The organism is Denitromonas iodatirespirans, assembly GCF_018524365.1.
Lineage (GTDB): Bacteria > Pseudomonadota > Gammaproteobacteria > Burkholderiales > Rhodocyclaceae > Nitrogeniibacter > Nitrogeniibacter iodatirespirans.
Genome location: NZ_JAEKFT010000018.1, coordinates 27,993 through 41,665 on the forward strand (window position 1 = coordinate 27,993; position 13,673 = coordinate 41,665).

A 13,673-nucleotide genomic window follows, 5' to 3' on the forward strand; every position below is an offset into this window, starting at 1 on the left:
GTCCGTCCGGTGCTGCGGGTCGATCGCGCCCGGAGGCGGCGTGGCGGCGGGATCGCGGGCGGATATCGGTGCCGGCGGGCGTCCCGATTGTGCAAAGCGCCATGCTAAGATGCCCGCTTTGATTTCACACCGGCGCGCGCCGCCGGCAGAGCCCGAATCGCCACCATGAAAAGCGCCCAGATCCGCCGTACTTTCCTTGAATTCTTCCAGTCCAAGGGGCACGAAATCGTCGCCTCCAGTTCGCTGGTGCCGCATGACGACCCGACGCTGCTGTTCACCAACGCGGGCATGAACCAGTTCAAGGACGTGTTCCTCGGTTTCGACAAGCGGCCCTACACCCGCGCCACCACCTCGCAGAAGTGCGTGCGCGCCGGCGGCAAGCACAACGACCTCGAAAACGTCGGCTACACCGCGCGCCATCACACCTTCTTCGAAATGCTGGGCAACTTCAGCTTCGGCGACTACTTCAAGCGCGACGCCATCCAGTACGCGTGGGAGCTGCTGACCGAGAAGTTCGGTCTGCCCACCGACAAGCTGTGGGTCACCGTCTACGCCGAAGACGACGAGGCCTACGACATCTGGCAGAAGGAAGTGGGCGTGCCGGCCGAGCGCATCATCCGCATCGGCGACAACAAGGGCGCGCGCTACGCCTCCGACAACTTCTGGATGATGGGCGACACCGGCCCCTGCGGCCCCTGTACCGAGATCTTCTACGACCACGGCCCCGAGATCCCCGGCGGCCCTCCGGGCTCGCCCGAGGAAGACGGCGACCGCTACATCGAGATCTGGAACAACGTGTTCATGCAGTTCAACCGGGACGACAAGGGCGTGATGCATCCGCTGCCCAAGCCCTCGGTCGACACCGGCATGGGCCTTGAGCGCGTGGCCGCCGTGCTGCAGGGCGTGCACGCCAACTACGAAATCGACCTGTTCGTGAACCTGATCGCCGCCGCGGCGCGCGAAACGTCTGATGCGAACATGGACAGCCCCTCGCTGAAGGTGATTGCCGACCACATCCGCGCCTGCGCCTTCCTGGTCGCCGACGGCATCATCCCCGGTAACGAGGGCCGCGGCTATGTGCTGCGCCGGATCATCCGCCGTGCCATCCGCCACGGCTACAAGCTGGGCGCCCGCGCCGCCTTCTTCCACAAGCTGGTGCCCGATCTGGCCCGCGAGATGGGCGAGGCCTACCCGCAGCTGGTGACCGACCAGGCGCGCATCATGGAGGTGCTGCGCCAGGAAGAGAGCCGTTTCTTCGAGACCATCGAGCACGGCATGGCGATTCTCGAAGACGAACTGGCCGCCATGATCGAGCAGGGCGTGAACCAGTTCGACGGCGAAACCGCCTTCAAGCTGCATGACACCTACGGTTTCCCGCTCGACCTCACCGCCGACGTCTGCCGCGAGCGCGGCGTGACCGTCGATGCCGACGCCTTCGACGCCGCCATGGCGCGCCAGAAGGCGCAGGCGCGCGCCGCCGGCAAGTTCAAGATGGCGGCGGGGCTGGAGTACACCGGCATCAAGACGCAGTTCCACGGCTACGACACGCTCTCGCACGAGGGCCGCGTCACCGCGCTCTACCGCGACGGCGCGCCGGTCGACCGCCTGATGCCGGGCGAGCAGGGCGTGGTGGTGCTCGATCACACCCCGTTCTATGCCGAATCCGGCGGCCAGGTCGGCGACCGGGGCGAATTGTCCAAGGGCGGTGCCTGCCTCACGCTGTTCAAGGTCGAGGACACGCAAAAGATCCAGGCCGATGTCTTCGGCCATCATGGCGAGGTCTTCAATGGCGAGCTGGCAGTGGGCGACACCGTGGCCGCGCAGGTGGACGAGGCCGCCCGTGGCCGCACCATGCGCAACCACTCGGCGACACACCTGATGCACAAGGCGCTGCGCGAAGTGCTCGGCGAGCACGTGCTGCAGAAGGGTTCGCTGGTCGACCCCGACAAAACCCGCTTCGACTTCGCCCACAACCAGCCGATGACGGCCGATGAGATCGCCGAGGTCGAGCGCCGCGTCAACCGCGAGATCCTCGCCAACGCCGCCACCGACGCCTCGGTGATGGCGCTCGACGATGCCCAGAAAACCGGCGCCATGATGCTCTTCGGCGAGAAATACGGCGACGAGGTGCGTGTGCTGACCATCGGCTCGACGAAGGAACTGTGCGGCGGCACCCATGTGGCCCGCACCGGCGACATCGGCCTGTTCAAGATCGTCTCCGAAGGCGGCGTGGCCGCCGGCGTGCGGCGGGTCGAGGCGGTGACCGGCGAGGGCGCGGTGGCGTGGGTGCAAGCCCAGCAAGGCCTGCTCGCCAGCGCCGCGGCCGCATTGCGCGCCCCGGCCACCGAGCTGCCCGAGCGCATCGGCCAGATGCAGGACAGCGTCAAGTCGCTCGAAAAGGAGCTGGCGCGCCTCAAGTCCAAACTCGCCGCCAGTGCCGGCGCCGATCTGGCCAGCCAGGCGGCGGACGTGAAGGGTGCCAAGGTGCTGGCCGTGAGCCTCGACGGCGCCGACGTGAAAGCGCTGCGCGAGACCATGGACAAGCTCAAGGACAAGCTCGGCTCGGCCGCCATCGTGCTGGCCTCGGCCGCCGAGGGCAAGGTCACGCTCATCGCCGGCGTCACCGCCGATCTGACCGCCAAGGTCAAGGCCGGCGAGCTGGTCAACTTTGTTGCCCAGCAGGTCGGCGGCAAGGGCGGCGGCCGGCCGGACATGGCCCAGGCTGGCGGCACCCAACCCGAAAACCTCCCCGGTGCACTCATGCGTGTGTCCGAGTGGGTGGGTGAGCGCCTGTAACACGCGCACATCCTGCAACACCCACGGGCCGGCACAACCGGCCCGTTTCTATTTCAGCGCTAAGATTTCACCAAAAGTGAATCCAACGGAGACCTGCCATGCAACAACATTTCGCCAGCGACAACTACGCCGGCATCTGCCCCGAGGCCACCGCCGCTCTGCTGGAGGCCAACACCGGCCACGCCCCGGCCTATGGCGATGACGACTACACCCGCCAGGTCTCCGACCGCCTGCGCGAAGTCTTCGAGACCGACTGCGACGTGTATTTCGTGTTCAACGGCACGGCCGCCAACTCGCTGGCGCTGGCCACACTCTGCCAGTCCTACCACAGCGTGATCTGCCATCCGCTGGCGCATGTGGAAACCGATGAATGCGGCGCGCCGGAGTTCTTTTCCAACGGCGCCAAGCTGCTGACCGCCGCCGGCGAGCAGGGGCGGCTCACGCCGGAGGCGATCACCGAGGTGGCAACCCGGCGCAGCGACCTGCACTTTCCCAAGCCGCGCGGCCTCACGCTGACCCAGACCACCGAGGTCGGCACGCTCTACCGGCCCGACCAGGTCGCCACCATTGCCGACACCGCCCGCCGCCTCGGCCTGCGGGTGCACATGGATGGCGCCCGTTTCGCCAACGCGGTGGCGGCGCTCGACGTGGCGCCGGCCGACATCACCTGGCGCGCCGGCGTCGATGTGCTGTGCTTCGGCGGCACCAAGATGGGCCTGCCGGTGGGCGAGGCGGTGGTGTTCTTCGACCGCAAGCTGTCCGAGGATTTCGCCTGGCGCTGCAAGCAGGCCGGCCAGCTGGCCTCCAAGATGCGCTTTCTGTCCGCGCCGTGGCTGGGCATGCTGACTGACGAGGTCTGGCTCAAGCATGCACGCCACGCCAACGCCATGGCACAGCGCCTGAGCGCGGGGCTGGTGGCGGCGGGTATCGAACTGCTGTTCCCGACAGAAGCCAATGGCGTCTTCGCCCGCCTGCCGGCGGCGGTCGAGGCCGGCCTGCGCGCCAAGGGGTGGCGTTTCTACACCTTCATCGGCGCGGGCGGCGCGCGCTTCATGTGTGGCTGGGACACGCTGCCGGCCACGGTCGACGCCATCCTGGCCGACATCCGCCACCTCACCGGAGCGAGCGATGCGATTCGATCCTGACGAATGGCGCTTCTGCCCGCGCTGCGGCTCGGGCCTGACCGACGCCCACATCGGCGAGCTGCCGCGCCGCGTCTGCCCCGACGCTGCCTGCGGCTTCATCGCCTGGGGCAATCCGGTGCCGGTGGTGTGCGCGCTCATCGAGTGTGTCGACCGCGACGGCCACATGCTGCTGGCACGCAACGCGGCCTGGCCGGAGGGCAAGTTCGCGCTGGTCACCGGCTTCCTGGAGCGCGACGAGGCGCCGGATGTTGCCGTCGCCCGCGAGGTCAAGGAGGAGACCGGCCTAGACACCCAGGCGGTGCATTGGATCGGCAACTACAACTTTGCCGACGCCAACCAGGTGCTGCTGGTGTACCACGTGCAGGCGACGGGCGAAATTGCGCTCAACGAAGAGCTGGCCGAGGTGAAGCTGATCCCCAAGGACAAGCTCAAGGGCTGGGAGCGGGGCACCGGTTACGCCGTGATGGAGTGGCTGGCGACCCGCTCGATCGAGGGCGATTAGGCGCTCACCGGGCGCGCGCGGTGTCGGCCGCTGCGGCGCGCGGCGCGGCCTCGCGGGCAGTGCCCAGATGCAGCGCCGCCAGCCCCAGCACCAGCCCCCAGAAGGCGCTGCCCAGGTCGAACAGGGTGAGCCCCGAGGCGGTGACGAGGAAGCAGACCAGCGCCGCCTCGCGTTCGCGCTCGCCGGCCAGGGCGCCGGCCAGGCTGTTGCCGATGGTGCCCAGCAGGGCGATGCCGGCGATGGCCACCACCAGCGCGGCGGGCAGGGCGTCGAACAGCCCGGCGACGGTGGCGCCGAAAACACCGGTGAGCAGGTAGAAGCCGCCGGCCCACATCGAGGCCAGGTAGCGGCGCGCCGGGTCGGGGTCGGCATCGCGGCTCATGCAGATGGCCGCGGTGATGGCCGCCAGGTTGAAGGCGAAGCCGCCGAAGGGCGCCAGCACCAGGCCGGTGGCACCGGTCCAGCCGATCAGCGGCGAGGCCGGAGTGTCGTAGCCGTTGGCGCGCAGCACGGCGAGGCCGGGCAGGTTTTGCGAGGCCATGGTGACGATGAACAGCGGCAGGCCGACGCCGATCAGGGCCGGGAAGGAAAACTCCGGCATCGTGAACACCGGCCGGGCCAGGGCGATGTCGACCGCATCGAAACGGATCCCGCCCTGGGCGGCGGCCAGCGCCAGCCCGGCGAGCAGGGTCAGCGGCACGGCGAAGCGCGGCAACAGGCGGCGGGCGAGCAGGTAGGTGAGCAGCATCAGCGCCACCAGCGCCAGCTCGCTACCCATCGCGGTGAACACCTGCAGGCCGAAGCGCAGTAGGATGCCGGCCAGCATGGCCCCGGCCAGCGCGCGCGGCACATGGCGCATGATGCGGTCGAACAGGCCGAAGACGCCGCACAGCGTGATCAAGAGCGAGGAGAAGAGGAAGGCGCCCACCGCTTCGCCCATGCTCAGGCCGGCCAGCGCGGTCACCAGCAGGGCGGCGCCCGGGGTCGACCAGGCGGTGAGCACCGGGGTGCGGTAGGCCAGCGACAGGCCGATGCAGGTCACGCCCATGCCGAGCCCGAGTGCCCACATCCAGGAGCCGAGCTGCGCCGCCGTGGCGCCGGCGGCCGAGGCGGCCTGGAAGATGATGGCGGCGGAGCTGGTGTAGCCCACCAGCACGGCGACGAAACCGGCGACGAGGTGTGAGGGGCTGAGGTGCTTGAACATGGGCGTTCCTGATCGGATGGTGTAGCATCGTGTGCGTTTTAGCGCACAGCGAAGCCTAGCAGACGTGCGCTAAAACGCACAAGCGCGATCTGCCATCACCTCAACACGTCCGGGCCGCCATGGAACACACCAGCCAATACCTCGCCGACACCTTGCGATCCCTGCGCCGGCAGCGCCACTGGAGCCTGGACCAGGCCGCCGCGGAAACCGGCGTCAGCAAGGCCATGCTGGGGCAGATCGAACGCGGCGAGTCCAGCCCCACGGTGGCCACCCTGTGGAAGATCGCCAGCGGCTTTCATGAATCGCTCTCCACCTTTCTCGAACCGGCGCCCGTGGAGGCCGATTGCGCGCCAGTGTTCCGCCATGCCGACACGCTGCGGATGCAGCCGGCGAACGAGGGCATGCTGGTGGCGCCGCTGTTTCCCTACGAGCCGCGCTTCGGTTTCGAGGTGTTCGAGCTGACCCTGCTGCCGGGCTACGAGCGCCGCTCCGAGCCGCACGAAGCTGGCGTCACCGAGCATGTGCTGGTGGTGCGTGGCGCCATGGAGGTGCTGGTGGCGGGGCGCTGGGTGGCGCTGGGCGCGTCGGAGGCGGTGCGCTTCGCCGCCGACCAGCCGCACGGCTATCGCAACCCGGGCGAGGTGCCGGTCGTCTTTCATAACCTGATCCACTACGCCCACCGCTGGGGGATCGCCCCGCCGAATGGCGGGTAGTGTCGCGGGCGACGCGCAACGGTCGGGCGTGGCACCGCCCAGGCCGTCGGTTAGACTGGCCGCACTGAATTCCTGAGCTACCGGAGCCCCGCCATGTCATCTGCCTGGAGCTGTCCGCACGATCTCAACGGTATCTGCCAGCGCGTCAAGGGCGCCATCTGCTCGCCCGGCATGCGCGGCTGCGAACTGGAAGGCAAGGTGCGCTTTGCGCGCGATGAGATGAACCTGTCGAGAAAGCCGCGTCGGGCAAGGCCGGTCGAGGCGGAAAAGAAGGCGAAGGACGAACCCGCGAGGAAGCGGCGCTTGCCGTTCTGACGGCGTCGCGGCGGTGGGCGGTGCGGTGGCGGATGATGCCACCGCGGCCGGACCGGTCAGGGCTTGCGGTCGCGCACGCGGATGATGACGTCCACCTCGTCCAGTTGCAGGCCGGGCGGCAGGTCGGGCAGGCCGACGACCTGCAGCTCATCGGCCGACACGTCGATGAGCGTGCCCTGCTCCGCGTTGTAGAGGTGGTAGTGGGGATCGGTGTTCGAGTCGAACACGATGCGTTCCGGATCGACAATCAGTTCGCGTACCAATTTCTTTTCCCTGAACAGCCTAAGCGTGTTGTAGACCGTGGCGCGGGAGGTCTCCGGCACGCTTTGTTGAACCTTGGCCAATACCTGATCGGCGGACAGGTGCGTATGCTGCGAGAGCATGACGCGCGCAATCTCGACGCGCTGCAGCGTGACGGGAATACCCGCGTTTCGCAGGATGTCCGCCATTTCTCGCATCGTCGAGGGGGTCATGAGGGGGTCTCCTTGGTGGGCGGTCGGTCCGGTCTGTTCAACGTTGCCGGTTGCCGCCCAGTGTAAGGGCCAGCCGCCGCGTTGGAAACCGGCGGCGCGGGATCTTGCCCGCGCCGCGCCCGGTTCGGGACGTTCAGAAGGGCTTGGGACGCGGGGTCGCGTCGGTCGAAGGCGGCAGTATCGGCAGCGTGAAGGCGGGCTGGTCGCCGGTCAGCGTCTTGAGGAAGGCGACGATGTTCGCATTCTCTTCGGCACTGAAGGTCCGGCCCAGCTGCAGGCGGCCCATGATGTCGACCGCTTCGGTCAGGGTGTTGGCGGCGCCGTCATGGAAGTACGGATAGGTCATCTCCACGTTGCGCAGCGTCGGCACCTTGAAGTTGAAACGGTCGGCGTCCTTGCCGGTGACGGCCGAACGCCCTTCGGCCGGGCTCTTGGCCTGGTACGGCTCGACCACGCCCATCTTCTGGAAGGAGTTGCCGCCGACCGCTTCGCCGTTGTGGCAGGCGATACAGCCGCTGTCCTTGAACAAGGCGTAGCCGGCTTTTTCCTTGGCGCTCAGGGCATCCTGCTTGCCGAGCAGCCACTGGTCGAAGCGCGCGTTGGGCGTTACCAGGGTTTTCTCGAATTCGGCGATGGCCAGGGTCACTTCATCGATGTCGATCTTGTCCTTGCCGAAGACCATCTTGAACTCCCGCACATAGCCCGGAATGGACTGGAGCACGTCCACCGCCAGGGTGTGCGTGAAGGCCATCTCGCCCGGGTTGGCGATCGGGCCACCGGCCTGCGCCTTGAGGTCGGCCGCCCGGCCGTCCCAGAACTGGGCGACGTTCAGGCTGGAATTGAGCACCGTCGGCGCATTGATCGGCCCTTGCTGCCACTTGTCGCCGATGGAGGTGGGCAGATTGTCGGTGCCGCCCATCGACAGGTTGTGACAGGAGTTGCACGAGATGAAACCCGATTTGGACAGGCGCGGATCGAAATACAGCTTCTTGCCCAGTTCCGCCATGCCGATGTTGATGCTCTGCGGCGGCTGGATGACCGAGATGGGTTCGTCGGATGCGGCCATGGTCGTGCCGGGCAACAGGGCACCAAGCCCGAGGGCAATGGCCAGTGCGTTCAGTCGAAGTGCTTTCATGATGACTTCCTCCACGTGGTATCGATGAGATCGATTTCGGGTATCGGTGTTAGACGCTGTCTAAATCATGGTGAGATTAAAAACCATACCGTTGGCATGGATATTGATATGAATCACTGATTCGGGGGCGTCGATGCGTCGGACGAGCGTCCGCTGCGATGTGATGCGACGCGAGGCGCGAGCAGCCCCGGCGCCGGTGTCGGCGCTCGGGGGGCCGGCGTGGCCTTCGTGCGCACAACGCGTGAATTGCCCTCCCGGCCCGCGCGGCGGTAAAGTGCCGATGGCCACCGCACCGGTGGCGCCATCGCGAGGTTTTCATGACGCTGCCCGCCGATCTTGTCCACGAACTCAGCCTGCTCGCCCAATACGATGTGAGCGATTCGCAAACCGGCCTCAAGGTGCACCACGATGCCGCGCCCGAGACGATTGCCGCGGCCCAGCGCCTGTTCGACAAGGGGCTGGTTAGCCAGCATGACGGCGGCTATCTGACCAAGCTGGGGCACGAGGCCGCCGAGCATCTGCAACTGGTACGCCGGATCGTCGGCTAACCGCGATTGTGCGTGCCGTTTCGGCCGGCCCGCCCGCCGAGGGGCGGCGCCGTCCCGCCGCCAGGCAGACCGTGAGCCCGCCCATTCCGATCGTCGCCTTGCCGGGCACCATGTGCGACGCGCGCCTGTGGCACCGGTTGCTGCCGCATCTGCCGGGTGTCGCCTGGCAGCATCTGCCCATCCCGGACGGGCCGGATATCGACCATCTCGTGTCAGCGCTTGCCGAGTCCTTGCCGGCGGGGCCGGTGAATCTGTTCGGCTTTTCACTGGGTGGCTATCTGGCGGCGGCGCTGGCCTGTCGGCTGCCGGGGCGCATCGGCAGCCTGTTCATCTGCGCCAACAGCCCGTGCGCGCTGCCGGAGCGCGAGTTGCGCCAGCGTCAGCAGTTGCTGGCCTGGCTCAAGCGGGGCGGCTACCAAGGCCTGAGCGATCACAAGGTGGCGCAGATGGTGTCCCCGGCCAGCCTGGCCGATCCGGCCATCGGCCAGTGCATGAAGGCCATGGACGCCAGCCTGGGCCTGGCGGTGCTCGAGCAGCAGTTGCGCGCCACGACTGAGCGGCCCGATCTGTGCTCGGCGCTGTCGGCCTTGTCGATTCCCGTCTGGATGGCCTTCGGTGCGGAGGATGCGTTGGTCGACCGGCGCTGGGTGCAGGATCTGCAAGTCCGCGCCCCTCGTACGGTGGTGCACGAGGTGCCGGGCGCGGGGCACATGCTGCCGCTGGAAGCGCCGCAGGCGCTGGCCCGACTGGTGGCTCGCTGGTCGGCCTGATGACCCGCGCGGGCGCCATGACGGGGTGATTGATCGCCCGTCGAAGCGTGATACCATTTCGTCGCAATTGATCGGGTACGTTCGCGCGCGATGCGAACACGGGAAGTCCGGTGATGCTGAAGCTTCAGCCATTCCGGCGCAGCCCCCGCTGCTGTAAGCCTGACGGAAGCGCCTCGATGCCACTGACTGCCGGCCGCTGTATCGGCCGGATCGGGAAGGCGGCGCAGTTCCGGATGACGGTGAGCCAGAAGACCGACCCGAGCAATGACACGTCAGGCGCCCCGGGGTGTGGGCAGATCGACTGGTATCAGGCCTAGCCGCCTGTCTTCCGCCAGCCTTCGCATGTGCATCGTTGCCGATGCGTTCAACATGCATGCAGACCCCCGCCGGTGCCGATGTCCATTCGATACGGAGGCGGGAAAGTCATGGATGAAGGCAAGAAGCAAAATCACAATGCGCGCATGCAGCGCAAGAAGGCGGTGGTCGATGCGGCCATCGAGCGCGCGCAGGACGAGCGCGGCATCGTCATCCTGATCACCGGCAACGGCAAGGGCAAAACCACCTCGGCCTTCGGCACCTTGTTTCGCGCGCTCGGCCATGGCCACCGGGTCGGCGTGGTGCAGTTCATCAAGGGCACCCAGGCCACTGGCGAGGTGATCTTCCTGCAACAGGGCGGTGCCGGCGCGGCGGTGGACTATCACGCGATGGCCACCGGCTTCACCTGGAACACCCAGGACTGGGAGGCCGACAAGCAGGCGGCCGATATCGCCTGGGCGCAGGCCGAGCGTCTGCTGCGCGATCCGTCCATCCAGTTGGTGCTGCTCGACGAGCTCACCTACATGCTCAAGTACAACTATCTCGACACCGAGCGTGTCGTCGCGGCGATCCGCGCGCGGCCGGCCACGCAGACGGTGATCCTTACCGGTCGGGCCGCCAAGCCCGAACTGGTCGAGCTGGCCGACACGGTGAGCGAGATCGACGATCGCAAACATGCCTTCCGCGCGGGCGTGAAGGCGCAGGCGGGCATCGACTTCTGATGCGTCGGCGTTGTCCTCCGGCCGGGCGCTGCCTGGCGGCGGTCATCGGTCTGTGCCTGTCCGGCCTGGCGGCGGCCGAGACGCTGCCGCGGGTGATGTCGACCAATCTGTGCGCCGATGTCCTGCTGCTGAGCCTGGCCGATCCGGCGCAGATCGTCTCGGTGTCATACAAGAGCCAGGACCCGCGCCAGTCGTCGATGGCCGAGCGCGCGGCCGCCTATCCTGGCAACCGGGCCACGGCCGAGGAGGTGATCGCCCTGGCGCCCGACATCCTCCTCACCTCCCGCCGCTGGCTGTCGCGCCAGGACGCGACCCTGTTCGCCCGCCATGGCATCCGGGTGGTTCGCGTTCCGTTCCCGCGCACGTGGGCGGAGATTTTCGCCACCACCCGACAGGTCGGCGCCCAGATCGGGCGGGCCGACGCCGCGCAGGCGTTGGTCGACACGGCGCGCCAACGGCTGGCTGGGCTGCACCGTGACGCGCAGCCGGTCAGTGCGCTGTATCTGCGCCCGAACGGCGGCAGCGCCGGCCGGGGCACGCATGTGGATGCCGTGCTGGAGGCCGCCGGTTTTCGCAACCACGCCACCGCGCTCGGACTCGACGGCTGGGGAACCCTGTCGCTCGAAGCCCTGGTGAACGACCCGCCGGCGGTGATCGTGGTCAGCAACCTGCAGCGCGATGCGACCTACGCGCGCAACGGATTCGCGCGTCATCCGCAGATCCGTCGCCTGCTCGCCGAACGGCCGGTGTTGCAGATGACGCAGAACGATTGGGGCTGCAGCAACCTGCAGCTGGCGCAGGCCGCCGAAGCGCTGGCAACACAGTGGCAGCTGGCCGGCGCGCCGGCGGGGCACAGGCCATGAGGCCGGCCACGCTCAACGGCGCGCTGGGCGCGGCGGTGCTGCTGCTGGCGCTGGTGTCCCTGAGCCTCGGCCCGGTGGCGCTCGATGCCGACACGCTCGTGCCGGCGCTGCTCGGGGGCGGCGAGGCCGGCGATGCGCTCGGGCAGCGCCACCAGGCCATCGTGTGGGACATCCGCCTGCCGCGGGTGCTGCTCGCGGTGCTGGTAGGGGCGGCGCTGGGCATGTCCGGCGCGGCGCTGCAGGGCCTGTTGCGCAATCCGCTGGCCGAGCCCGGCTTGCTGGGGGTGAGCGCGAGCGCCTCGCTCGGCGCCGTCGTCTGTCTGTATTTCGGCCTCACCGCGCTCAGCGTGTGGTGGCTGCCGGCCGCCGCGATGTTCGCCGCCACCGTGGCCACGGCCGTGCTTTACCTGGTGGCCCGGCGCGGGGCCGGCAACCTGACGCTGATTCTGGCCGGCATCGCACTGTCGTCGCTGGCCGGGGCGCTGACCTCGCTGGCCATCAACCTGGCACCCAATCCGGCCGATGTGCAGGACATCGTGCTGTGGTTGCTCGGTTCGCTGGCCGATCGCAGCTTCGACGACGTGCGCCTGTGCCTGCCCTTCGTGCTGACCGGCCTCGGCGTGCTGCTCAGTTGCGGGCGCAGCCTCGATGCGCTGACCCTCGGCGAGGACGAGGCGGCCAGCCTGGGCGTGCATCTGGCCCGGTTGCGCGCGCGCGTCATTCTGGGCACGGCGCTGTGTGTCGGCGCCAGCGTGGCGGTGACCGGCTCGATCGGCTTCGTCGGTCTGGTGGTGCCGCACATGCTGCGCCATGCCGTGGGCAGTCATCCGGCGCGGCTGCTGCCGGCCAGCGCACTCGGCGGCGCCTTGCTGCTGCTCGCCGCCGACGGGGTGTCGCGCCTGGTCAGCGGTAATACCGAATTGATGCTGGGCGTGGTGACTGCGCTCATCGGCGCGCCGTTCTTCTTCGTGCTGGTGATGCGCGCACGCGGCGAGGTGCCGGCATGAACGCGCTCGATGTGACGGGCGTCAGCGTCGGGCGCGGCGGGTGCCGGCGGGTCGATGCGGTGTCGCTGTCGGTGGCGCGCGGCGAGCTGTTCGGCCTGATCGGGCCGAACGGAGCCGGCAAGACCAGCCTGCTGCGCGCGGTGGCGCAACTGACCCCGCACGAGGGCGAGGTGCGTGTCGGCGGCGCCTGGTTCGCCGCCTTGTCGCCCGCGCAGCGGGCCACCCGCTTGGCCTATCTGGGGCAGGACGACCGCGCCGCATGGCCCATGTCCGTGGCCGATTTCGTGGCCCTGGGCCGTCTGCCCCATCGCCGGGCCTGGGCGCGCGGCCCGAGTGCGGCGGACACCGCGGCGGTGCAGGCGGCGATGGCTGCCATGCGCCTGGGCGCACTGGCCGGCCGGCGCCTCGACCAGCTGTCGGGCGGTGAGCGGACCCGTGCCCGGCTGGCCCGCGCGCTGGCGGTGCAGGCGCCGCTGCTGCTGGCAGACGAACCGATCGCCGCGCTCGACCCCTTCCATCAACTCAGCGTCATGAATCTGCTGCGCGAGCACTGCGCGCGCGGCGGCAGCATCGTGGTGGTCCTGCACGACCTCACCCTGGCGAGCCGTTTCTGCGACCGGGTGTTGCTCATGCACCAGGGCTGCGCCGTGGCCGCGGGCACCCCGCGCCAGGTCCTGACGCCGGGCAACCTGCAGCGGGTGTACCAGGTGCAGGCGATGCATGGCGAGCATGATGACCAGTCTTATGTGCTGCCCTGGCAGTGCCGCCCGTTGACGCCCTCGGAGATCCCTGCATGACCCCCACCCTGACCGTTTGCGCCACCTGCGGCAATGATCCGGCCCGCCCCGAGGCGATCCGGCCCGGCGAGCGGCTGGCACGCAGTCTCGAGGCGGCGCTCGCCGAGTGCGGCGACAGCCTGCTGCGACTCGAACGCACCGCCTGCCTGATGGCCTGCCAGCGACGCTGCACGGCGCTGCTGCGCGCGCCGGGCAAGATCGGCTATGTCATCGGCGACCTGCAACCCGACGCCGCGTCGGTGCAGGCGCTGCTCGACTACATCGCCGGCTACCGCCTGTCGACCGACGGCCTCGTGCCCTACAAGGCATGGCCGGACGGCATCAAGGGGCATTTCATTGCCCGCATTCCGCCGCTGAACGGCGACTGA

The 13,673-nt window shown here is 68.6% G+C and carries 15 protein-coding genes and 1 riboswitch; of the genes, 12 read left to right on the top strand and 3 right to left on the bottom strand.

Annotated features, from left to right (window positions below; all coding sequences use genetic code 11):
• Nucleotides 1–165: 165 nt before the first annotated feature.
• From alaS to I8J34_RS15385, 3 genes are all read left to right on the top strand, one after another.
• Nucleotides 166–2,796 carry an alanine--tRNA ligase gene (alaS, locus tag I8J34_RS15375; protein ID WP_214362510.1) on the top strand — a complete coding sequence of 877 codons (2,631 nt, stop codon included), beginning with the start codon at nt 166–168 and terminating at the stop codon, nt 2,794–2,796.
• A gap of 98 nt (nt 2,797–2,894) precedes the next feature.
• Nucleotides 2,895–3,941, top strand: coding sequence for a threonine aldolase family protein (locus I8J34_RS15380; protein WP_214362511.1), 1,047 nt, complete (start codon nt 2,895–2,897; stop codon nt 3,939–3,941).
• A complete protein-coding gene (locus tag I8J34_RS15385) occupies nt 3,925–4,443 on the top strand; it encodes an NUDIX domain-containing protein (protein WP_214362512.1) in 519 nt (172 codons plus the stop codon). Before I8J34_RS15380 ends, I8J34_RS15385 begins: the two co-directional genes overlap by 17 nt.
• 4 nt (nt 4,444–4,447) lie before the next feature.
• On the opposite strand, the gene I8J34_RS15390 is transcribed toward I8J34_RS15385, so the two are convergent.
• Nucleotides 4,448–5,647: a benzoate/H(+) symporter BenE family transporter gene (locus I8J34_RS15390; protein WP_214362513.1), complete on the bottom strand. Its 1,200-nt coding sequence runs from the start codon at nt 5,645–5,647 to the stop codon at nt 4,448–4,450.
• A 119-nt stretch (nt 5,648–5,766) separates the two neighbouring features.
• Between I8J34_RS15390 and I8J34_RS15395 the strand changes: the two genes are divergently transcribed.
• Both I8J34_RS15395 and I8J34_RS15400 read left to right on the top strand, forming a co-directional pair.
• The gene (locus I8J34_RS15395; protein ID WP_214362514.1) at nt 5,767–6,360 is read left to right on the top strand and encodes a helix-turn-helix domain-containing protein; all 594 of its coding nucleotides are present in this window, start codon (nt 5,767–5,769) and stop codon (nt 6,358–6,360) included.
• Between the two features lie 93 nt (nt 6,361–6,453).
• Nucleotides 6,454–6,675 carry a hypothetical protein gene (locus tag I8J34_RS15400; protein WP_214362515.1) on the top strand — a complete coding sequence of 74 codons (222 nt, stop codon included), beginning with the start codon at nt 6,454–6,456 and terminating at the stop codon, nt 6,673–6,675.
• Nucleotides 6,676–6,731: 56 nt separating this feature from the next.
• Here the strand turns inward: I8J34_RS15400 and I8J34_RS15405 are convergent, their stop codons facing one another.
• A complete protein-coding gene (locus I8J34_RS15405) occupies nt 6,732–7,148 on the bottom strand; it encodes a Fur family transcriptional regulator (protein ID WP_214362516.1) in 417 nt (138 codons plus the stop codon).
• 133 nt (nt 7,149–7,281) lie between these two features.
• Nucleotides 7,282–8,283, bottom strand: coding sequence for a cytochrome-c peroxidase (locus I8J34_RS15410; protein ID WP_214362517.1), 1,002 nt, complete (start codon nt 8,281–8,283; stop codon nt 7,282–7,284).
• Between the two features lie 317 nt (nt 8,284–8,600).
• Here I8J34_RS15410 and I8J34_RS15415 point away from each other — a divergent pair, with 317 nt between their 5' ends.
• The 7 genes from I8J34_RS15415 (at nt 8,601) to I8J34_RS15445 (ending at nt 13,673) form a co-directional block, all read left to right on the top strand.
• A complete protein-coding gene (locus tag I8J34_RS15415; RefSeq protein WP_214362518.1) occupies nt 8,601–8,831 on the top strand; it encodes a TIGR02647 family protein in 231 nt (76 codons plus the stop codon).
• 71 nt (nt 8,832–8,902) lie between these two features.
• The gene (locus I8J34_RS15420) at nt 8,903–9,601 is read left to right on the top strand and encodes an alpha/beta fold hydrolase (RefSeq protein WP_214362519.1); all 699 of its coding nucleotides are present in this window, start codon (nt 8,903–8,905) and stop codon (nt 9,599–9,601) included.
• A gap of 56 nt (nt 9,602–9,657) precedes the next feature.
• Nucleotides 9,658–9,876, top strand: a riboswitch (cobalamin riboswitch).
• Nucleotides 9,877–10,026: 150 nt separating this feature from the next.
• Entirely contained in the window at nt 10,027–10,638 is a 612-nt protein-coding gene (gene cobO / locus I8J34_RS15425; protein ID WP_214362520.1) for a cob(I)yrinic acid a,c-diamide adenosyltransferase, read from the top strand.
• Nucleotides 10,638–11,501 (top strand): ABC transporter substrate-binding protein, encoded by an 864-nt coding sequence (locus I8J34_RS15430; protein WP_214362521.1) that lies wholly within the window; start codon nt 10,638–10,640, stop codon nt 11,499–11,501. The genes cobO and I8J34_RS15430 overlap by 1 nt, the downstream gene beginning before the upstream one ends.
• Nucleotides 11,498–12,508, top strand: a complete 1,011-nt coding sequence (locus I8J34_RS15435) for a FecCD family ABC transporter permease (RefSeq protein WP_214362522.1) — start codon at nt 11,498–11,500, stop codon at nt 12,506–12,508. The genes I8J34_RS15430 and I8J34_RS15435 overlap by 4 nt, the downstream gene beginning before the upstream one ends.
• Nucleotides 12,505–13,305, top strand: a complete 801-nt coding sequence (locus tag I8J34_RS15440) for an ABC transporter ATP-binding protein (protein WP_214362523.1) — start codon at nt 12,505–12,507, stop codon at nt 13,303–13,305. The genes I8J34_RS15435 and I8J34_RS15440 overlap by 4 nt, the downstream gene beginning before the upstream one ends.
• The gene (locus tag I8J34_RS15445; RefSeq protein WP_214362524.1) at nt 13,302–13,673 is read left to right on the top strand and encodes a DUF1636 family protein; all 372 of its coding nucleotides are present in this window, start codon (nt 13,302–13,304) and stop codon (nt 13,671–13,673) included. Before I8J34_RS15440 ends, I8J34_RS15445 begins: the two co-directional genes overlap by 4 nt.